Origin of the sequence: Azospirillum soli, assembly GCF_017876165.1 — a bacterium.
In the GTDB taxonomy this organism is placed as follows: Bacteria; Pseudomonadota; Alphaproteobacteria; order Azospirillales; family Azospirillaceae; genus Azospirillum; species Azospirillum soli.
Genome location: NZ_JAGINQ010000009.1, coordinates 124470 through 144516 on the forward strand (window position 1 = coordinate 124470; position 20047 = coordinate 144516).

Genomic DNA, 20047 nt, shown 5'->3' on the forward strand with positions numbered 1-20047 from the left:
AGGCTGGGATGGGGGCCCTTCTCAACCGCTTCTCAGAAAAACCTACGGCCTTTCCAGATCCATCCTGGTCGCCTTCTTCAGGTGGTTCAGCCGTTCCTCCGCCTCGTCGCGCCCGTAGGGACCCTCCACATCCATGCCGAAGCTGACATAGTGCCCGTCCGGGCGGTCGATGTGGGTGCCGATGGGTATGTATTCGTCGGCGGGATCGTCGTTGCCGACGATCGCGCCATTCCGGATCTCCACGATGTGCGCCATGGCGAACGTCCTCTATTGCTGACCGGACGCCTCCGTCGGCTGCCAGTGGGCCACCCCGGTCATGTCGGGAAGGCGGTGCGCAATGCCCTTGTGGCAGTCGATGCAGGTCATCTGACCAGAGAAGAGATAGCGCTCGTGAGCCTGCGCGGCACGGGCACCCTGTTTGGTTATGTCCATGCTCTCCGCGCTGTGGCAGTTGCGGCATTCCAGGGAGTTGTTGGCCTTCAGCCGCGCCCATTCATGCTCCGCCAAGGTCCGGCGCATCTCGACGAACTTCTCGCGCGTGTCGATGGATCCGAAGATGTGCCCCCAGACCTCCTTGGACGCCTGCATCTTGCGGGCGATCTTGTCGGTCCAGTTGTGCGGCACATGGCAGTCCGGGCAGGTCGCCCGCACGCCGGAGCGGTTGGTGAAGTGGATGGTCTGCTTCATCTCCTCATAGGGGTTCGACTGCATCTCGTGGCAGCTGATGCAGAAGGCCTCCTTGTTGGTGGCCTCCAGGATGGTGTTGAAGCCGCCCCAGAACATCACGCCCGCAAGGAAGCCGCCCAGCGTCAGGAAGCCCAGGCTGAAATAGGCCGCCGGGCGCGAGAAGGTCTGCCACGCCGTCCGCAGCGAGTCTTTCAGCGCCATGGCTCACCGCCCCCCGCCGGGCGGCGTGGTGATCGCGTCAAGGTCGCGGAAGGTGTTCTCCACCAGCGGGTTGGCGGTCGTCTGCGGCACATGGCAGGCCGTGCAGAAGTAACGGCGCGGCGCCAGCCCGCCCAGCATGTTGCCGTCGCGGTCCTGGTAGTGGGAAATGCTGATCATGGGCGCCTGCGACTGCTCGGTGTATTTGCGGCTGTGGCAGGACAGGCAGCGATTGAAGTTCTTGTCGATCTGGTAGTCCCGGATGTTGTGCGGGATCACCGGCGGCTGTTCCGGGTAGTTGCGCGTCTTGCGCCGGTCGTCGGTCAAATCGGGCGCGATGGGCGGGGCCGGCGCCTCGGTGTTGAAGGGGTCCGGCCCGACCAGACGCGGGGCGTCCACGGCGAGCGCCCCGGTGACGCCCATGACCACGGCCGGTAAAGCCGCCAGCGCGGCCAGGATCACACGCATTCTCATTTCCCCTCCCCCGCTTGCGCGACCTGGACCGGCACCACCTTGACCGCGCATTTCTTGAAGTCGGTCTGCTTGGAGATCGGGTCGGTGGCGTCCAGCGTGACCTTGTTGATGAGTTGGCTGGCGTCGAAGAACGGCACGAAGACGACGCCGCGCGGCGGCCGGTTGCGCCCGCGCGTCTCCACGCGGGAGCGGATCTCGCCGCGCCGCGACTGGATGCGCACCTCCTGCCCGCGCCGAATGTTCCGCTCCTTGGCGTCGTCCGGGTGCATGAAGGTGACGGCGCCGGGGAAGGCCTTGTAAAGCTCCGGCACGCGCAGGGTCATGGAGCCGGAGTGCCAGTGCTCCAGCACGCGGCCGGTGACCAGCCACAGGTCGTAGTCCTGGTCGGGGCTCTCCGCCGGCGGCTCGTAAGGGGCGCCCATGATGTTCGCCCGCTTGTCCGGGTTGCCGTAGAACTGCAACCCCGCGCCCTTCTCCACATAGGGGTCGAAGCCCTCGCGGTAGCGCCACTTGGTCTCGTTGCCGTCAACCACCGGCCAGCGCAGGCCGCGCACCTTGTGGTAGGTGTCGAACGACGCGTAGTCGTGGCCGTGCCCGTTGCCGAAGCTGGCGAATTCCTCGAACAGGCCCTTCTGGATGTAGAAGCCAAAGTGCTTGGCGTCGTCGTTGTCGTAGTCCGGGTCGATCTGGTCGAGCCCGAACTTGTTCACCTGCCCATTGGTGTACAAAACCTCGTACAGCGTCTTGCCGCGCAGCTCCGGCGCCTTGGCGAGCTGTGCTTCGGGCCAGACCTCCTCGACCTTGAACCGCTTGGAGAATTCCACGAGCTGCCACAGGTCGGACCGCGCGTCCCCCGGCGCCTTGACCAGCTGGTGCCAGAACTGCGTGCGGCGTTCGGCGTTGCCGTAGGCGCCTTCCTTCTCCACCCACATGGCGGCGGGCAGAATCAGGTCGGCGGCCATGGCCGTGACAGTCGGGTAGGCGTCCGACACGACGATGAAGTTGTTTGGGTTCCGGTAGCCCGGATAGGTCTCGTTGTTGGTGTTCGGCGCCGTCTGGAGGTTGTTGTTCACCATGATCCAGTAGCAGTTCAGCTTCCCGTCCTTCAGCATGCGGTCCTGCTGAACGGCGTGGAAACCGACCTTCTCCGGGATGGTGCCCTGCGGAATCTTCCAGGCCGTCTCCACAATCTTGCGGTGCTCGGGGTTGGTCACCTGCATGTCGGCCGGCAGACGGTGGGCAAAGGTGCCGACCTCGCGCGCCGTGCCGCAGGCCGACGGCTGCCCGGTCAGCGAGAAGGGGCTGTTCCCCGGCTCCGAGATCTTGCCGGTCAGCAGGTGCAGGTTGTAGACCATGTGGTTGGCCCAGACGCCGCGCACATGCTGGTTGAAGCCCATGGTCCACAGCGACATGACCTTGACCTTTGGGTCGGCGTACAGCTTAGCCAGCGCCTCCAACCGGTCCTTCGGCACGCCGCTCAGCTCCGACGCCTTTTCGGCGGTGTATTCGCTGACGAGCTTGGCGTATTCCTCGAAGTTGCTGGGCTTGGACACGGCGGCGTCCTGCGCGTGCTGGGCGCGCTGCTCCAGCGTGTGGTCGGGCCGCAGGCCGTAGCCGATGTCGGTGTTCGCCATCCGGAAGTTGGTGTATTTCTCCACGAACTCCCGGTTCACCGCGCCGTTCTGGATGATGTAGTTGGCGATGTAGTTGAGGATCGCCAGATCCGACCCCGGCTTGAAGATGATGTTCAGGTCGGCGAGGTCGGTGGACCGATGCTCGAAGGTGGACAGCACCGCGACCTTGCAGTTCGGGTGCGACAGGCGCCGGTCGGTCAGGCGGGTCCACAGGACGGGGTGCATCTCCGCCATGTTGGAGCCCCACAGGACAAAAGCGTCCGCGTGCTCGAAATCGTCGTAGCAGCCCATCGGCTCGTCGCTGCCGAAGGTGCGGATGAAGGTCACGGCGGCCGAGGCCATGCAGTGCCGCGCGTTCGGGTCCAGGTTGTTCGAGCGGAAACCGGCGCGCATCAGCTTGGTGGCGGCGTAGCCCTCGAACATCGTCCATTGGCCGGAGCCGAACATGCCCACGGCCTCCGGCCCCTTCTCCTTGATGACGCGCTTCCACTGCTTGGCCATCTCGTCGAAGGCCTGATCCCAGGTCACGGGCTGGAACTGCCCGTCCTTGTGGTAGGCGCCGTCGCGCATGCGCATCATGGGCTGGGTCAGCCGATCCTGCCCGTACATGATCTTGGACAGGAAATAGCCCTTCACGCAGTTGATGCCGCGGTTCACCTCCGCCTGCATGTCGCCGTGGGTGGCTACGACGCGGCCCTCCTTCACGCCCACCATCACGCCGCAGCCGGTGCCGCAGAAACGGCAGGGCGCCTTGGACCACGTCATTTCGATGTCTTCGCGCGGGGCGAGGTTGGCGGCCCCGGCCGGCAGGGACATGTTGGCGGCGGCGGCGGCGGTCGCGGCGGCCTGCGCCTTCAGAACGTCACGTCGTGAGAGCTTCATGGGGCGCCTCTTCGGAGTCGGTAAGGTCTTCGACGGAATGGAAGACCAGCGTCGCGGCGTACACGCCGTCGAGCAGGCTGATGGTGTTCAGGTTGGTGACGATGTCGGCCTCGCTCTCGGTCTCCAGCGTGACGATCATCTTGCCGAGCGGGCTGACGGCGTGGACCTCCATCCCCGGCAGGCTCTCGATGGTCGCGCGGATGCCCCCGGCCGCCTCGGGCCGGGCGTGGACGACGATGCTGGAGATGTGTGTTTCCTTAGCCATGGCCCTCCCCGATGCTTGTGGCCCCGATGCTGATGGCGCCGGCCGGGCAGGAGGCGACGCAGCCCCCGCAGCCGGTGCAGGCGGCCGTATCGACGCGCGGGCGCGGCACCGACCGCAGCGCAAGCTCGAACTGGATGGCGCGCGGCGCGCAGCTGTCCCGGCAGGATTCGCAGTAGACACCGGCGCGGGTGAGGCAGCCGTCACCGATCCGCGCCTGGATCGTCCAGGGCGTCCGTTGCGGCGGGGCGAACAGCCCTTCGACCGGACAGACCTCCGCGCAAGCGTGGCAGAAGCTGCACTCACCCAGGCGGAAATCCACCTCCGGGAAGCCGCCGTCGCCGCGCGCGACGATGCCCTCGGGGCAGGCCTCGCGGCACTTGTCGCAGCGGGTGCAGAGTTCGGTGAAACGCGCCAGTCGCGCCCAGGGAGGGCGCACGGGATCGCGCGCGCGGCGCGTGAAGAGACGCCGCCGCGACGGGTTGAAGTCTCCGTCGGCCATGGCCGGTCAGCCCGTCGGCGGCCCGGCGATCAGCTGGTAGATCCACACCACCAGCCCCCAGCCGCCGACGAACGCGATGGCCAGGACCGGCCAGAACACGACGGTTAAAAACAGGAACGCCCAAAGCTCTCGGGACCGGCTTCGCTTCGCCGACGTCCCGTAAACGACGTTGTCCGCCATACCCCCTCCCCCCGGATGGGTCCCATTTGGGGAGAAGTAACAGCAATGCTTAGGTATGGTTCCATCAATCCTTACGGGCCAGGCGGTCAAGCCTCAGCCGGTGCCGCCCGTCGCTGAGCCGCCGCACCGCCCCCAGCGTCGCGATCAGCACGCCAAGGCCCGTCGCCCCGGCGATTAAAAACATGATGAGGATCTGGTACTTGACCGCCTCGGTCGGATCGACACCGGACAAGATTTGCCCCGTCATCATGCCGGGCAGAGCCACCACGCCGGTCGCCGCCATGCCGTTGACGGTCGGCATCAGGCCGGTGCGCAGCGCGTGGCGCAACACCGGCCGCAGCGCCACCCAGCGCGTGCAGCCCAACGCCAGTTGCGCCTCGATCGCCGCCCGCTCGCGCACCGCCGCCGAGGTCAGCGTGTTCAGCGCGAGGCTGACCCCGCTCATCGCGTTGCCCAGCACCATGCCGAGCAGCGGTATGGCGTAGCGTGCATCCCACCACGGGTCCGGCCGGATCGCCGTGGTCAAGGCCAGCAGCATCACAACCGTCGCCGCGAAACCCATCGCCCCGGTGCCCAGCCCATAGGCCCACCAGCCGGTCAACCGCCGCTCCTGCCGGGCCAGCGCCTCCTGTCCGGCGAACAGCAGCATGACCATGACAACGGCCAGCGTCAGCCACGGCGATTGCAAAGCGAACAACTGCTTCAGCACCAGCCCGACCAGCGACAGCTGCACCACCATCCGCACCGCCGCCACGGCCAGAGGCCGCGCAAGCCGCAGCGACATGGCGACCGACAGCCCCCCGTTGACGAGCAGGAGCAACGCGGCGGCGGCAAGGTCGAGGGGGTGAAGGGGGATCAGGGGCATGGGGTTCCCTGGTGAAAAGTGCAGGCGGCGGGCCCCCACCCACCCCTCCCCCACCTTCGGCTCTCAGCGAATGCCAGGGGCATTCGCCTGACGCCGTCAGCGCAAACCTTTGGTTTGCGCGAGAGGCGGAGGAGGGCTTTAGGCCCCTTCCCCCGCGAAGTGGGGGAAGGGTGGGATGGGGGCCCGCATGGGTTGCCTTCCCTCATACCTCCCTCACCTCCCCGCCTTCGACCCGCAACCGCCGATGCGCCAGCCGGTCGGCTTGGTCGCGAGCGTGGGTGACGATCAGCACGCCCACCCCTCGGGCCAGTTCCGCGCGCAGCAGCGTTTCCACCCGCGCCGTGGACTCCCGATCCAGCGCCCCCGTGGGCTCGTCCAGCAGCAGCACGCGCGGGCCTTGCGACAGCGCGCGGACCAGCGCCAGCCTTTGCCGCTCCCCGGTGGACAGGCGGGCGACGGGCCAGTCCAGCGCCTCGGCCGGCAGGCCCAGCGCCTCCATCAGCGGCACGGCGCGGTCGGGAAAGGGAAAATGCGCATCGACGCGGTCCGCCCACCAGCCCGACTCAGCGGGAACATAGGTGACGCGGCGGCGCCAGTCCGGGGCGGTCATGTCCTCCCGACGCATCCCGTCCAGCCGCACGTCACCGACCGACGGGTCGAGGTCGGCCACCGCCCGCAGAAGCACGGATTTTCCCGCGCCGGACGGTCCCTGAACGGCCACGCACTCCCCGGCATCCAGGCGGAAGGAGGCGGGTTTCAGCACGCGCGTGGACAGTCCCTGGACAGTCAGCATGGAGTGAGAAATGGCGGCGGCGGCAATCCGTTGAGAGCATACATCCTCACGGGATTGGCAGCCATTCGCGGCGGAGTCCTTGCACGGAACGCCTTGGGGGTTATGGTGTGCCCGCGCCGCCTCACGGCGAAGCCGACAAACCATGACCGACCACGCCCCATGACCGACCACACCGCCGACCACCCCGTCTTCACCCACCGCGAGATCCTGCGGGTGTTCAGCGGCGTGGCGCTCGCCATGCTGATGGCGGCGATGGACCAGACCATCGTCGCGACGGCCCTGCCGACCATGGCCGCCGACCTCGGCAGCCTGGACGACCTGCCCTGGGTGGTCACCGCCTATCTGCTGGCCTCCACCGCGACGACGCCGATCTACGGTAAGCTCAGCGACCTCTACGGGCGGAAACGGGTGTTGCAGGCCGCGATCTTCCTGTTCCTGATCGGCTCCGTGCTCTGCGTGCTGTCGCAGAGCATGACGCAGCTGATCCTGTTCCGGGCGATTCAAGGGCTGGGCGGCGGCGGGCTGATGGCGCTGGCTTTCACCATCATCGGCGACGTGGTCGCCCCGCGCGAGCGCGGACGCTACCAGGGGCTGATCGGCGGCGTCTTCGCGCTGGCCAGCGTTGCCGGGCCGCTGCTGGGCGGCGTCTTCACGGAGATGCTCAGCTGGCACTGGATTTTCCTCATCAACCTCCCGCTGGGGGCGGCGGCGCTGGTGATGACCAACCGGGCGCTTGGGCGGCTGTCCACCGGGCGCGCGCAGCCGAAGATCGACTTCCTCGGCGCCATCCTGCTGATGGGCGCGGTGACGGCGCTGCTGTTCGTGGTGTCGCGCGGCGGCACCGCCCTGCCCTGGACCTCCCCAATCATCCTCGGCCTGATCGCCGCCGGCCTCGCCATGCTCGCCGGCTTCATCGTGCATGAGCGGCGGGTGGAGGAGCCGATCCTGCCGCTGCACCTGTTCCGCCTGCCGGTGGTCGCCATCGCCAACCCGGTGGTGGCGGTGTCCGCCATGGTGCTGTTCGCCGGCATCGTCTTCCTGCCGATGCACCTGCAGCTGGTGCGCGGGGCGAGCGCCACAGCGTCCGGCCTGCTGCTGCTGCCGCTGGTCTTCGGCATGACGCTGGGCGCGGTCGGCGGCGGTCGCCTGATCGCCCGCACCGGCCGCTACAAGGTGTTTCCGCTGGCCGGGCTGTCGCTGGCGGCGGCGATGTATCTGGCCCTGGGATTGGTGCCGGCGGTGGCGGAAAGCGGGATTTGGTCCACGCTGATCCTGGTGCCGCTGGGCATCGGCTTGGGCCTCGTCATGCCGGTGATGACGGTGGCCGTGCAGAACGCCGTGGACCGCCGCGACCTGGGCGCCGCCACGGCGTCGGTGGGCTTCTTCCGCTCGCTGGGCGGTTCGGTCGGGGTGGCGGTGTTCGGCGCCGTCTTCGCCGCCGACGTCGAATCCCGGCTGAACGCCGCCGGACTGCCGGGCATCAGCGGCCGGGAGGTGATGGAGCATGGCACGGCCACGCTTGCCAGCCTGCCCGAAGCCGCCCGCGCCACCGCGCTGACCGCCTTCGAGCACGGCTTCGCCACCCTGTTCCTGCTGGCGGCCGGCCTTGCCGTCGTGTCACTGGGGCTGACCCTGTTCCTGAAGGAACTGCCCCTGCGTTCGGCGAAAGAGGCGAAGGCCGAGGCTGCGTAACTCAAGACTGCGACGGAAAGGGCTTCGGGCGGACCTTGGTCTGGTGCTCCGGGCAGCCATCGGCGCCGTCGGGGCGCAGGCCACGGTAATAGCCCTTCTGCCAGCGCTCGGTCACGGCGGCGCTGGTGGGGTCCTTCAGGTCGGCGTTGAACTGGCTGCGGGATTCCGCCCAGGCGCGGTACTGCGCGGCCAGTTCCGGGTCGCTGTCGAGGTCGCGCACCTCCGGCTCCAGGCTTTCCACCAAACCGCGCTGGACCGGGATCAGGGTCGCGTAGGGTTCGCCCTTCTCCCACACCACCTCGGTGTCCGGGGCGGTGAATTTCCAGTTCATGGTGAAGGGGTACGGCGACCAGTCGGTTTCGATCACGCCGGACAGGCCGTGGATACCGTGCTTGGGGTGGTTGATCGGGCCGGTCACCATCAGATTGATGCCCGGCGGGGTGCGGAACAGCACGCCGATGTGGAAGGTCAGGATGCCGCTGCCGAAATGGCTGGCGGGCAGAAGGGGATGCGATTCCTCCGCCGTCACGGTGATGGCGTCGATGCCCTTACCCCCGGTCCACACCGCCGACACGCGGCAGGGGGCGCAGACCTCCCACCCGTGCATGCTGGCGATGTTCAGCGGCAGACAGCGGTAGCCGTACTGGTCCGGCAGAGCGTCGATCCAGTCGCGGGTGGCGCGGGCGGGGCGGATGTCGGGCATGGCGCCCGAAAGGGGATGCGCGATCAGCTTCATGGGCGACAATCTGCCAGAATTCCCATTCTTTGGGTATACTGCGGTATTGGATAGGACAAAATGCCGCTTCCTGCTTATGTCCGCCTTGTTACAGCCGCCGGGGCACGCGCAGCAGCACCCACAGCACCAGCAGATGCGCCGCCGCCCAGACCAGGGCCGAGGCGGGCATCAGCCAGTCCGGCGCGGTGCTCGCCGCCGCGACGCGCAGGGCCGCCGCAAGGCTGACCAGCCCCATGGCGACGGTCGCGGTGCGCGGGAAGACGGTCGGCTGGGCTTCCCTCTGGAAGGTCGCGCGCAGCATCATGGACGCGGCGAGCGTGCCCAGCGCCCCCGCCCCCAGCACATGCCACCCCGCCCCGCCGGCCAGCGGGTCCACCCGCTCGATCCCCAGAAACACCCAGCCGAGCCCGAGCCAGCCGTAGCCAAGATGCAGGCTCCACAGATCCGGGCGCCGCAGAACCGCGCCGGTACGCCAGCGCGCCAGCCGCGCCCAGGCTGTGACGCCGGCCACGGCCGCGCCCACCGCCCCAACCCAGGGGACCACGTCCGCCGCCACGGTCACGGCCGCCACCACCGCTCCGGCGATGCCCGCCCATTCCAGGCGTGGCTGCACCCGCTCGACCGGCGCTCCGCCCTGCTCGCGCACCTCCCCGGCGGTGGCGGAGGGGATGATCCGCCCGCCCATCACCAGCATCAGGATGCCGATCAGGTGCAGGGCGAACAGTGCTCCCATCCGGCCGCCGTCGCCGCCCCACCAGGCCAAGGCCTCGGCGAGCGCGAAGGCGCCGATCACCGGTCCGAACAGGACGTTGTGGCTGCTCTTGGCCGCCTTCAGGAAGGGCACCCCGGCCGCCAGGAACAGCACCACCGGATAGACCAAGGAGATCGCCGCCGCGATGGGCAGAGGCAACCCGCCCAACACCGCCGCCCGCCCTGCCAGCCACGCGGCGAAGGCAATCCCGGTCACCAGCTTCGACGGCCGCGTCAACAGGAAGCCGCCGACCACCGCCAGCGCGTAGCCCAGCAGCATCTCATGCGCGTGCAGAGCCGGCGTCCAGCCGAGCCCGAGCCAGCCGAAATACCCCGCCACCCACAAGGGCACGCTGAGCGCCGCGTAGAGCGCGGCGGCCGGGAAGAACAGGCGGTGTCCATAGGGACGGCGGCGCGTGGGTGGGACGAAGAAGGCCATGGGAACTCGTGCCGTGCGGTGGGCTGCCACCATAACCCGGAAGCGGGTGCCTTATCTCCCGCCGCTTTCAAGGGTTGAAAGGTCCCCCTCCGGCAAGCCGAGTTCACGGGCCTTCAGAAGCCGGCGCAGGATCTTGCCGCTGCGGGTGTGCGGCAGGGCGTCGGCGAAGGCCACCTCGCGCGGCGCCAGGGCGGGGCCGAGCCGGCGCCGGGCGTGCGCGATCAGATCGCGGGTCAGATCCTCGGACGGCGCGAAGCCCGGCTTCAACGCAATGAACGCCTTCACCAACTCCCCCGCGACCACGTCGGGCTTGCCGATCACGCCGGCCTCGGCGACCGCAGGGTGTTCCAACAGGACGCTTTCCACCTCGAACGGGCCGACGAGGTGACCCGAGGTCTTGATGATGTCGTCCACCCGCCCAACGAAGCGGAACCGCCCGTCCGGGTCCCGCGTGGCAAGGTCGCCGCTGCGGTACCAGCCGTCCGCGAAACAGGCGCGCGTGCGTTCCGCGTCGTTTAGATAGCCCTGGAACAGAGAGGGCCAGGGCAAGCGCAGGACCAGTTCCCTCACCCCGCCCGGCTCGCCCCACACATCCGCCTCGATCCCCGGAACCGTGAAGCCCAGCGTGCCGGGAATCACCGGCTCCCCCGGCGGGGTGGCGAGCATGATGGCGCCCGTTTCCGTCTGCCACCATGTGTCGTGGAAGGGATGGCCGAACGCCTCCCGCCCCCAGGTCACGGCCTCGGCGTTCAGCGGTTCGCCGACGCTCGCGAGATGGCGAAGACTGGACAGGTCGTAGCGCCGCGCGAGTTCCGTGCCGGAGCGCATCAGCAGGCGGATGGCGGTTGGTGTGGTGTACCAGACGACGACGCGCTCCCGCTCCATCAGCGCGTACCAGCGCGCGGGATCGAAGTCGCCCTCGTCGGCGACCAGCGTCGCGCCCGCCGCCAGCGGTGCGAAAATCCCATAGACCGTCCCTGTCACCCAGCCCGGATCGGCCGTGCACCAGTAGACATCGCCGGCCCGCAGACCGAGCGCCGTCCGCGCCGTTGCGTGCTGCGCGACGATGGCGCCGTGCCCGTGCAGCGCCCCCTTCGGCGCCCCCGTCGTGCCGCTGGTGAAGTGCAGCAGTGCCGGATCGTCCGCCGTCGTGCGGGCGCAAGGCAGAGGCTCCACGGCGGCCAGCCGTTCCCCCCACCCCTCGTCCACCATCAGCGCCGGCACCTCCGCCGTCCCTTTCCGCGCCCACAGGGCCGCCGTGGTCACCACAAGCCGCGCCTTCGCCAAGGACAGGCGCAGGCGCACCGGCTCCGGCCCGAAAGCGGCGAACAGCGGCGCGTAGACGCAGCCCGCCTTCACCGCGCCGAGTGCAGCGACATACAGCGCCGGCAGGCGCGGCAGCAGCGTTGCCACCACCTCCCTCGGCTGCACGCCCATGCCGCGCAGCACGGCGGCGAAACGCCCGCTGGCGTCAGCCAACTCGGCGTAGGTCATCGCCCTCACGGCACCGTCACGGCCGATCCAGCGTAAGGCCACGCGCTCGCCCTGCCCCGCCGCCACATGCCGGTCCACCGCTGCCCAGGCCATGTTGATCCCACCCCAGGGTGCCGTCAGCGAAGCGGCCTCCTCGGCCCAGTAGGCGGCGCGGCCGGTCACAGCGTCAGCACCACATGAGCCACCGCCGGATCGTCCTTCTGCGTGTGGCGGGTGAAGCCGAACGCCTCGCACAGGCGCAGCATGGCTCGGTTCTCGTGCAGCACCTCCCCGAACACCTCCTTCAACCCAGTAGCGCGAGCGTGGTCGATGATTCGGCGCATCAGCACGGGGCCGAGCCCCAGCCCGGCCATGTCGTGCGCCAGCATCACCGCGAACTCGGCCCGATCGCCATCCGGCGTCGAGGCCAGATGCACCACCCCGTGCACCGTCGCCACACCCGGCCGGCCAAGCTCGGCGACCGCAAGCCCCATCTCGCGATCGTAGTCCAGTTGAGTCATGCGGGCGGCGACGCTGTGCGTCAGTTCCTGCTTCTGGGTGAAGAAGCGCAGCCGGATTTCGGCGGGGGTCAGGCGCTTGAACAGGGCCTTCAAGGCCGGTTCGTCCTCCGGGACCAAGGGACGGAGCAACAGCGTGCGGCCGTCCGCCAGGGGCAGCGGGCGCTCCATCTCCTTCGGATAGGGACGGATGGCGAAGGGTGCGCGGCGCTGGCCGGCCTCGACCAGACGCGCCATCGCGCCTCCGGCCCGGACACCGCCGGAGCCGAGCCGCACCGGCACGAGCGTCAACTGCGCCACATCCTCGACGTCGGCGACCAATTGTGCGACCTTCACCAGCAGCAGTGCTGCCGAATCCAGCGTGGCGGCGTCCAGCCCCTCTTCCAGCGCCAGACGCACCGCGGGCACGCGCTCCAGCGCCTCGCGGGCCAGCGCCATGTTCAGCGGCGGCAGGGCCACCGCCGTCTCTCCGGGAAAGCGCGCGGCGAGATGCCCAACCGTCAGCACCGGTCCGAACTGCGCGTCTTCATGCACCGTCACGGCAAGATCGTGGCCGGGAAACGCGTCCACGCCCGCCACCGGAATGCCGTAGGCGGTGAACAGCGCCCGCGCCTCGGCGTCGGTCAGCGCAGCACGGTCGGCGACCAGCGCCCCGTCGATCACCCGCCGCGCCGCCGCCGCATCGGGGACGAAATCCTCGGGCACGGAGGGCGGAGTCTCGGTCAGAAGCTCCTGGTTGCGGCGGAAGGCCAACGCGTGCTGAAAGGCCCGCACCGCCCGGTCCGGCGTGTCGAAGACCGGGACATGGTGGCGCGCCAGCTCCCCCGTCGCGTGCTCCGCGTCACGCTCGCCGAGCCAACTGGTGAGGACCGGCGTACGGCTGGAGGCGTCGATGGCCGCCGCGACGGTGCGCGCCACATCGCCGGCCGCGGCCAAGGCGGTCGGGGCGTGCAGCAACAGCACCGCGTCCACCGCCTTGTCCGCGCGCAAGCGGCCCAAGGCGTTCGCGTAGGCCGCCCCCTCCGCCCCTTCGCCCAAATCCAGCGGATTAGGAAGCTCTGCCGGGACCGCCAGCCGCCCTCCCCCCTCCAGCAGCGCATCGGCGGCTAGGCGCCCGACACCACGGCCATTGGCAACGATGGCCAGCCGGTCGCCCCGGATCGGCGTGGACACGGCCAGCGTTTCCAGCGCGTCGAACAGCTCTTCCAACGCCGCCACCCGCAGCAGACCGGCGCGCCGGATCGCCGCGTCGAACACCCGGTCGTCGCCATCCCGCCTGCCGGTGCGCAGCACGATGACGGGCTTCAGCCGGGACGCCGCCCGCGCCGCCGACACGAACCGCCGCGCGTCGGTCAGCGCGTCGAGCACCAGCAGAACCGCTTGGCACTCCGGCTGCGCCGACAGGTAATCCAGCAGATCGGCCACGCCCACGTCCATCGCGTCGCCCAGCACGGCGATGTGCGAGAACCCCACCTCCCGCCGGTGGGCCCAGTCGATGACCGCCCCGGCCAGGGTGCCGGACTGCGCCACCAACGCCACCCGGCCGGCCGGCGGCGGCCGGTGGAAGGCTCCGGCGTAGAAGCGCCGGCTTGGCACCGCAACGCCCAGACTGGCCGGTCCCAAAAGGCGTACCCCATGTTCCCGCGCCGCCGCGCGCAGGCGAAGGCGCAGATCCGGATCGTCGCCGTGAGCCCCCAGCAGCAGCGCCGCCCTTGCCCCGCCCGCCCCGACCTGCGCCACCAAAGCCGCCAGCCTCTCCGCCGGGGCGGCGATCAGGACCAGTTCGGGTACCGACGCCAGCGAGGCCAGGGCTGACGCCTCCACCCGCTGCACCACACCGCCATAGCCGGCCGCGAGGTTGCGCGCCGCGACGCGGGCCAGCGGCGGGTCGCCTTCGGCCACCACGGCGACGCCCTTGGGACAGAACAGAGCCTCCAGCTCGCGAACCGGCATGATTTCCCCCGCTGCGGCTCTGGTACACCTTGCCTTTTGGCCGGCGTCCGGTCAGGTTTCACCGGGTCATGATGCCCTGTGGGCGCCCCATACGGAAGCGGCAGCGCAAGCGGAGAGGATGCGATGGACCGGATCGAGCAAGCGGTGTTGGAGTGCCTGCGCGCGGTGGCGCCGGACGCCGACCCGGCGGCGCTCGCCCCGGATCGCCCGTTCCGCGACCAGATCGAATTCGATTCGGTGGATTTCCTGAATTACGTGATGAAGCTGGAACGCGTCCTCGACGTTCAGATTCCGGAGTTGGACTATCCCCAGCTGATCACGCTGGACGGCGCCAAGGCCTATCTGGCGAAGGCCACGGCATGACGCGCCTGCGTATCCGTATCGATTTCGAGCCCGGCGGCTCCATCGGCCCCGGCAAGATCAAGCTGCTGGAGCAGATTCGCGAAACCGGATCCATCTCCGCCGCCGCGCGGGCGCTGGAGATGTCCTACCGCCGAGCTTGGCTGCTGGTGGACGACCTGAACCGCATCTTCCGCGAGCCGGTCGTCTCGGCCGCCGTGGGCGGCAAGCACGGCGGCGGCACCGCTCTGACCGCCTTCGGCGAGCAGGTCATCGACCATTACCGCGCCGTCGAACGCGAAGCCCACGTCGCCACCGCCCACCGGCTGGCCGCGCTGCAGGCCACCGTCAACGAGGATTACGGCGCAGAGGGCGAACCGCCGGACGACGGCAGCTTCTCCGGCGATCCGGGGGTGAAGCCGGGGTGCAAGAGCGGCGGGTGACGGCTTTTACGCGAAGCACTCATTCTTCACGGATTTCGCGGATTTGACCACGAATTTCACGGATTTTAAGGCTCGCCGAGCGTTGCTTGTCCGGTCAGCCCGCACGGAGCCAAGATCAAAAAAATCCGTGTAATCCGTGCCGAAATCCGTGCAATCCGTGAAAAATTCGTACTTCCCTCAACACACTACACGTCCACCACGGCCGGCGCCCTCATCGACGCCACCAGTTCCGGGTCGAAGGCCACGCCCTTGACCAGAGCGAACACCTCGCGCCCCGGCGCCAGCCCCAGGTCGCGGAACGCCTGCCGGGTGATGCGCGCGATCAGGAAGGCGCTGCCGACCGCAATGCGCAGATCCACGCTGGCCGGGCCGACCTCGGCGAACTCCACGATGCGGCCCTTCAGCGCGTTGCGGACGCTGATGCCGGCCGGCGGTTCCAGCGCCACGATCACGTCGCGGGCGTGCACACGCAGGCGCACCGCGCGTCCCGGCTCCACGGCCAGATGCGGGACGGCCAGAGTGCCGCCGTCGAAGGCCAGCAGGGTCAGGCCGTCCGCCTCCTCATGCCGGGCGACGGTCAGGTCCAGCACTGCTCCCACGTCCTGCACGCCGGTCGTCGCGGCGATGTCCAGACGCCCCAGCACCTCCCCCACCGGACCGGACGCCACCACGCGCCCCTCCGCGATCAGCACCAGCGTGGTGGCGAGCCGCACCACCTCGTCGATGGCGTGGCTGACCAGCACGATGGGGATGTTCAGTTCGTCCCGCAGCCGCTCGATGTAGGGCATGATCTCGGCCTTGCGCGCCGCGTCCAGCGATGCCATGGGCTCATCCATCAACAGGATGCGCGGCTGCGACAGCAGGGCGCGGCCGAGTGCTACGCGCTGCTTCTCGCCGCCGGACAGGTTGCGCGGCCGGCGGTCCAGCAGGTGCGACAGGCCCAGCAGTTCCACCACGGGGCCGAGCGCGATGCGGCGTTCTGGTTCCGGCACCCGGCGCAGGCCGAATTCCAGGTTGGTCAGCACCTTCATGTGCGGGAACAGCCGCGCGTCCTGGAAGACATAGCCGACGCGGCGCTTCTCCACCGGGATGTCGATCCGCTCGCGGCTGTCGTAATAGGTCACGCCGTCCACGCGGATGTGCCCGGCATCCGGGCGCCGCAGCCCGGAAATCGCATTGATGACCGAGGTCTTGCCGGAGCCCGAGCGGCCGAACAGGGCAATGACGCCCCGGTTCTCCGTCGCGAAGGCGATGTCCAGGTCGAAGCTGCCCAGCATCTGGCGGATGGCGACGTCCAGCATGGCTCAGCGCTGCCCGATCAGAAGGCGCAGCCGGTGCGCCAGGACTTCCGACAGCATCAACGCCACCAGGGAGATTGTGAAGGATATGGTCGCCAGCCGCGCCGCCACGGCCTCGCCGTCCGGCTGCTGCGTCGCCGCGTAGATCGCCAGCGGCAGGGTCTGCGTCTGACCGGGAATGTTGGAGACGAAGGTGATGGTCGCCCCGAACTCACCCAGCGCCGAGGCGAAGGCGACGATGGCGCCCGCCAGCAGCCCCGGAGCCATCAGCGGCAGCATGATGTTGACGAAGCGGTCGATGGGGCCGGCGCCCAGCGTGCGCGCCGCCGCCTCCAGGCCCGTGTCGATCGCCTCCACCGACAGGCGGACCGCCCGCACCATCAGCGGGAAGGAGGTCACGCCCGCTGCCAGCGACGCGCCCTCCGCCGTGAAGATCAGCTTGATCCCGAAGGTCTGGTACAGCCATCCCCCGATCGGCCCGCGCGTCCCCATTGTAACCAGCAGAATATAACCGATCACCACCGGCGGCATGACCAGCGGCAGGTGAATCAGCCCGTCCAGCAGCGTCTTTCCGGGAAAGTTCCAGCGCGCCAGCACCCAGGCCGCCAGCACCGCGAGGGGTAGGCTGACCACGATCGCCCATCCCGCCACGCGCAGGCTGAGCAGGACGGCGGTCACCTCCATGGGGGAAAGGATGTCCATCCCCGCAGCTTACTCGGGCTTGGCCACCGGAACGAAGCCGAATTCGCGGAACACGCCCAGCGCCTCCGACGACTTCAGATAGCTGTAGAACAGCTGCGCGTTGGCGTTCCTGCTCGTCGCGGTCAAAGCCAGCGGATAGGTGATGGGCGGGTGGCTGTCGGCCGGGAAGGTGGCGACGATCTTCACGCCCTTGTCGATGACCGCGTCGGTCCGGTAGACGATGCCCAGTGGCGCCTCGCCCCGGCTGACCAGCGCCAGGGCCGCTCGCACGTTGTCGGCGCGGGCCAGCTTCGGCGCGATGGCCGCCCACATGCCGAGCTTCTCCAGCGCCGCCTGAGCGTACTTGCCGACCGGCACGTTGCTGGGATCGCCCGTCGCCAGACGCCCGTCGCCCAGCACGGCGGCGAGGTCGAAACCCGTCTTCAGATCGACGGCGACGTTGGAATCCTTGGGCGCGATGAGCACCAGATCGTTGCCCAGAAGGTTGATGCGGCTGTCCGCCTTGATGAGGTCGCGCTTCTGCGCATAGTTCATCCAGTCCAGATCGGCCGAGAGGAAGATGTCGGCCGGGGCGCCGTTCTCGATCTGCTTGGCGAGCGCTGAACTGGCGGCGAAGGAGGACGTGACCGTGACGCCACTCTTGTTGTGGAAGTCCTTGGCGATGGTCTCCAGCGCGTTCTTCAGGCTGGCGGCAGCCAGCACCAGAACGTCCTGAGCGTGCGCGGCCGGCGCCGACACCATCACCGCCGCCGTCATAGCTAGAACGACCACAGCCCCCTTCAGCTTCGAACCGCGCATCGACGCCATGCCAACCTCCTTGAAGCGGAACCCTATATCCATACCGATACAGCGGTATCATCAATATAACGAAGGGGTAGGTCGGTAAAGCGGATTCCGCGCCTGCGAAAATGATGAAGGATCGGGCGGAGGGTTGGGATGCGGGCACGACCCATGCTATGGGATGGCGCGTTTCGCCCGTTTTCCAAGGACTCCGCCCATGCGCCCGGTCAAGATCGCCCCGTCCATCCTCTCCGCCGATTTCGCCCGGCTGGGCGAGGAGGTGCGCGCCGTCGATGCGGCGGGCGCCGACTACATCCACATCGACGTGATGGACGGCCATTTCGTACCGAACATCACCATTGGCCCGGCTGTCGTAAAGGCGCTCCGCCCACACACGGCGAAGACGTTCGACGTGCACCTGATGATTTCGCCGGTCGATTCTTACATCGCCGGCTTCGCGGAAGCCGGGGCCGACATCATCACCGTCCATCCGGAGGCCGGCCCGCACGTCCACCGCACGATCCAGCTGATCAAGTCCTACGGCAAGAAGGCCGGCCTGTCGCTGAACCCCGGCACCCCGCTGGAGGCCGTGGATTATCTGCTGGAGGACCTCGACCTCGTGCTGGTGATGACGGTGAACCCCGGCTTCGGCGGGCAGAGCTTCATCCACAGCCAGCTTCCGAAGATCCGCGAGCTGCGCAAGCGCATCGACGCGCTGGGCAAGCCCATCGACCTTCAGGTGGACGGCGGCATCAACGGCGAGACCGCGCGCATCGCCATCGAGGCCGGCGCCGACGTGCTGGTCGCCGGTACCGCCACCTTCACTGGCGGCCCGGACCGCTACGCCGAAAACATCCGCATGCTGCGCTGGTAGCCGACTAACGCCGCACGCCGTCCACGATCAACGCACGGCGGTTCCGCACGCAGTCCAGCGTGAACACGAGGGGGTCCGCCACCCCCTCGTATCCGGCCGTCCGGAAGCCGGGGACTGCGTCCTGGAACGCGCCGTCCCTGGTGCAATAGACCAGCGGCACCGGTTGAAGACCGGCGAGCGTCAACGTCTCCGCCAGCATGTAGACCGACCAGCGCGTGCGGTGCTTGGCCGGGTGGGTAAAGGGCATGCGACGGTCGGGATAGCCGGGCGGCTCCGGCCGCGCGTAGGTGCGCAAGTCGGCGTCCGGCACCGCCACGCGCAGCACGCCGCCAACGCGCAGAACGCGACGGCACTCACGCAGCAGCGCCAGCGTCTCGTCGAAGAACAGGCGTTGCAGGTAATCCTCGGTGACGACGAGGCTGAAGGCCCCGTCCTCGAACGGCAGCCGGTCGCCCTTGCGATAGACCCATGGCTGAAACCGGACGCCGGCGGCGGGGGAGGGACGCCGCAGCAGACCGGCGACACGCCGCCACAGGGGCTCCACCGGTCGGTAAGACGGGTCGCCGAGATGTGTCCAGCTCTCGCCGTCGAAAAGCGGCGGAAGCCCGGCATCCGGACACACCGCCCCCAGCCGCAACCGCTGGAACGGCGGGGCGGTCGGATGCCGATCGGTGCTGGGAGACGGCATAAGCAGCGGCGGCGATCCTCAACGCACGGTGGAACCCGCGCACTGTATCAAGGACCGCCAGCCACCCCCACCCTGACCTTCGGTCGCCCCCCTATTGTTGCCGGACGTTATTGCTGGGCGGTCGGCACGCCCGAGCCGGCCAAAGCCTGCGCCTGCTGCAAATGCTGCTGCAGCATCGGGATTGTCTGCGCCGCAAACTCGCGGAAGGGCTGCATGCCCGGATCGGTGGAGGTGCGGGCCTGCTCGTAAATGCGGATGGTATCCTGGTGCGCGGCCACCTGATTGGTCAGGAACTGGCGGTCGAACTCGTTGCCCGACAAGCCCTGCATCTGCGTCATCATCTGCTGTTGCTGCCCGGCCAGGATCGGCTGCGGTTCGATCCCGTGCGCGCGGGCCAGCGCCATCAGTTGCTGGTTCCCCGTGGTGTGGTGCTGGACCATCTGGCTGCCGAAGGCGCGCACCGGCTCGCGGCTGGACTTGTCCATGGCGAGACGGCCGGATTCGACTTCGAAGATGCCGCTGGCGGCGGCGGCCTGGGCGAAACCGGCGGCGGTGCTCGTCTCGCCCAGCGTGGTGGATTTGCCGGCCTGCGCCGTGGTCGGGTCGGCGATGCCCAGCGCCGGGGCGCCCGGCGGCTGGCCGGGTTTGGTGGACTGCTGCGCCAGCGCCGCCGAACCCAACGCCGGTATCGCCAGCGCCACGGCCAGCGCCGCGGCCTTCGCATTGATGCGTTTCATCCTGACACTCCCTGGGTGGAAGCCCTTGCGTGGGACCTCACATGGCGCCGGGACAACATGGGGTCATCCGCAAAGGTTCCTCGTTCGGGGCAGAACCATTCGGCGTCCCGCGCGTTATGGGTCATTGGGAAGAGGGTCCCGCAACAGC

The 20047-nt window shown here is 68.8% G+C and carries 22 protein-coding genes; 4 read left to right on the top strand and 18 right to left on the bottom strand.

The window, feature by feature from the left end:
- Positions 1-42: 42 nt before the first annotated feature.
- From J2852_RS16025 to J2852_RS16065, 9 genes are all read right to left on the bottom strand, one after another.
- Positions 43-255, bottom strand: coding sequence for a hypothetical protein (locus J2852_RS16025; protein ID WP_209877240.1), 213 nt, complete (start codon positions 253-255; stop codon positions 43-45).
- A gap of 12 nt (positions 256-267) precedes the next feature.
- Entirely contained in the window at positions 268-888 is a 621-nt protein-coding gene (locus J2852_RS16030) for a NapC/NirT family cytochrome c (RefSeq protein WP_209877241.1), read from the bottom strand.
- Between the two features lie 3 nt (positions 889-891).
- Positions 892-1353, bottom strand: a complete 462-nt coding sequence (locus J2852_RS16035) for a nitrate reductase cytochrome c-type subunit (RefSeq protein ID WP_343206759.1) — start codon at positions 1351-1353, stop codon at positions 892-894.
- Between the two features lie 2 nt (positions 1354-1355).
- A complete protein-coding gene (gene napA / locus J2852_RS16040) occupies positions 1356-3875 on the bottom strand; it encodes a periplasmic nitrate reductase subunit alpha (RefSeq protein ID WP_209877245.1) in 2520 nt (839 codons plus the stop codon).
- Positions 3856-4140 carry a chaperone NapD gene (locus tag J2852_RS16045; RefSeq protein ID WP_209877247.1) on the bottom strand — a complete coding sequence of 95 codons (285 nt, stop codon included), beginning with the start codon at positions 4138-4140 and terminating at the stop codon, positions 3856-3858. The genes napA and J2852_RS16045 overlap by 20 nt, the downstream gene beginning before the upstream one ends.
- Positions 4133-4639 (bottom strand): ferredoxin-type protein NapF, encoded by a 507-nt coding sequence (gene napF, locus J2852_RS16050; RefSeq protein ID WP_209877249.1) that lies wholly within the window; start codon positions 4637-4639, stop codon positions 4133-4135. Before napF ends, J2852_RS16045 begins: the two co-directional genes overlap by 8 nt.
- Positions 4640-4645: 6 nt before the next feature.
- Positions 4646-4819, bottom strand: a complete 174-nt coding sequence (locus J2852_RS16055) for a periplasmic nitrate reductase, NapE protein (RefSeq protein WP_209877251.1) — start codon at positions 4817-4819, stop codon at positions 4646-4648.
- Between the two features lie 64 nt (positions 4820-4883).
- Positions 4884-5684, bottom strand: a complete 801-nt coding sequence (locus J2852_RS16060; RefSeq protein WP_209877253.1) for an ABC transporter permease — start codon at positions 5682-5684, stop codon at positions 4884-4886.
- Between the two features lie 202 nt (positions 5685-5886).
- Positions 5887-6477 (bottom strand): ABC transporter ATP-binding protein, encoded by a 591-nt coding sequence (locus tag J2852_RS16065; protein WP_209877255.1) that lies wholly within the window; start codon positions 6475-6477, stop codon positions 5887-5889.
- Between the two features lie 159 nt (positions 6478-6636).
- Between J2852_RS16065 and J2852_RS16070 the strand changes: the two genes are divergently transcribed.
- Positions 6637-8169, top strand: a complete 1533-nt coding sequence (locus J2852_RS16070; protein ID WP_209877257.1) for an MDR family MFS transporter — start codon at positions 6637-6639, stop codon at positions 8167-8169.
- Between the two features lies 1 nt (position 8170).
- Here the strand turns inward: J2852_RS16070 and J2852_RS16075 are convergent, their stop codons facing one another.
- The 4 genes from J2852_RS16075 to J2852_RS16090 all read right to left on the bottom strand — a co-directional run bounded on the left by J2852_RS16075 (position 8171) and on the right by J2852_RS16090 (position 14038).
- Entirely contained in the window at positions 8171-8905 is a 735-nt protein-coding gene (locus J2852_RS16075) for a DUF6065 family protein (RefSeq protein ID WP_209877259.1), read from the bottom strand.
- An 88-nt stretch (positions 8906-8993) separates the two neighbouring features.
- Positions 8994-10094 (bottom strand): NnrS family protein, encoded by a 1101-nt coding sequence (locus J2852_RS16080; RefSeq protein ID WP_209877261.1) that lies wholly within the window; start codon positions 10092-10094, stop codon positions 8994-8996.
- 51 nt (positions 10095-10145) lie between these two features.
- Positions 10146-11750 carry an AMP-binding protein gene (locus tag J2852_RS16085; protein ID WP_343206760.1) on the bottom strand — a complete coding sequence of 535 codons (1605 nt, stop codon included), beginning with the start codon at positions 11748-11750 and terminating at the stop codon, positions 10146-10148.
- Positions 11747-14038: a bifunctional acetate--CoA ligase family protein/GNAT family N-acetyltransferase gene (locus tag J2852_RS16090; protein ID WP_209877263.1), complete on the bottom strand. Its 2292-nt coding sequence runs from the start codon at positions 14036-14038 to the stop codon at positions 11747-11749. Before J2852_RS16090 ends, J2852_RS16085 begins: the two co-directional genes overlap by 4 nt.
- A gap of 123 nt (positions 14039-14161) precedes the next feature.
- On the opposite strand from J2852_RS16090, the gene J2852_RS16095 reads away from it, so the two are divergent.
- Positions 14162-14401, top strand: a complete 240-nt coding sequence (locus J2852_RS16095; RefSeq protein WP_209877265.1) for an acyl carrier protein — start codon at positions 14162-14164, stop codon at positions 14399-14401.
- A complete protein-coding gene (locus tag J2852_RS16100) occupies positions 14398-14820 on the top strand; it encodes a winged helix-turn-helix domain-containing protein (RefSeq protein WP_209877267.1) in 423 nt (140 codons plus the stop codon). The genes J2852_RS16095 and J2852_RS16100 overlap by 4 nt, the downstream gene beginning before the upstream one ends.
- Positions 14821-15005: 185 nt before the next feature.
- Here the strand turns inward: J2852_RS16100 and modC are convergent, their stop codons facing one another.
- The 3 genes from modC to modA are packed head-to-tail and all read right to left on the bottom strand — an operon-like array spanning position 15006 to position 17627.
- Positions 15006-16121: a molybdenum ABC transporter ATP-binding protein gene (gene modC, locus J2852_RS16105; RefSeq protein WP_209877269.1), complete on the bottom strand. Its 1116-nt coding sequence runs from the start codon at positions 16119-16121 to the stop codon at positions 15006-15008.
- 3 nt (positions 16122-16124) lie between these two features.
- A complete protein-coding gene (gene modB, locus J2852_RS16110) occupies positions 16125-16820 on the bottom strand; it encodes a molybdate ABC transporter permease subunit (protein ID WP_209877271.1) in 696 nt (231 codons plus the stop codon).
- 9 nt (positions 16821-16829) lie between these two features.
- Complete coding sequence (gene modA, locus J2852_RS16115) at positions 16830-17627, bottom strand: molybdate ABC transporter substrate-binding protein (RefSeq protein WP_343206761.1); 798 nt, start codon at positions 17625-17627, stop codon at positions 16830-16832.
- A 190-nt stretch (positions 17628-17817) separates the two neighbouring features.
- On the opposite strand from modA, the gene rpe reads away from it, so the two are divergent.
- A complete protein-coding gene (gene rpe / locus J2852_RS16120) occupies positions 17818-18474 on the top strand; it encodes a ribulose-phosphate 3-epimerase (RefSeq protein ID WP_209877273.1) in 657 nt (218 codons plus the stop codon).
- A gap of 4 nt (positions 18475-18478) precedes the next feature.
- Here the strand turns inward: rpe and J2852_RS16125 are convergent, their stop codons facing one another.
- Positions 18479-19162, bottom strand: coding sequence for a methyltransferase domain-containing protein (locus tag J2852_RS16125; protein ID WP_209877275.1), 684 nt, complete (start codon positions 19160-19162; stop codon positions 18479-18481).
- A 107-nt stretch (positions 19163-19269) separates the two neighbouring features.
- On the bottom strand, positions 19270-19899 hold the full coding sequence (locus tag J2852_RS16130; protein ID WP_209877277.1) for a DUF4142 domain-containing protein: 630 nt from the start codon (positions 19897-19899) through the stop codon (positions 19270-19272).
- Positions 19900-20047: the final 148 nt, after the last annotated feature.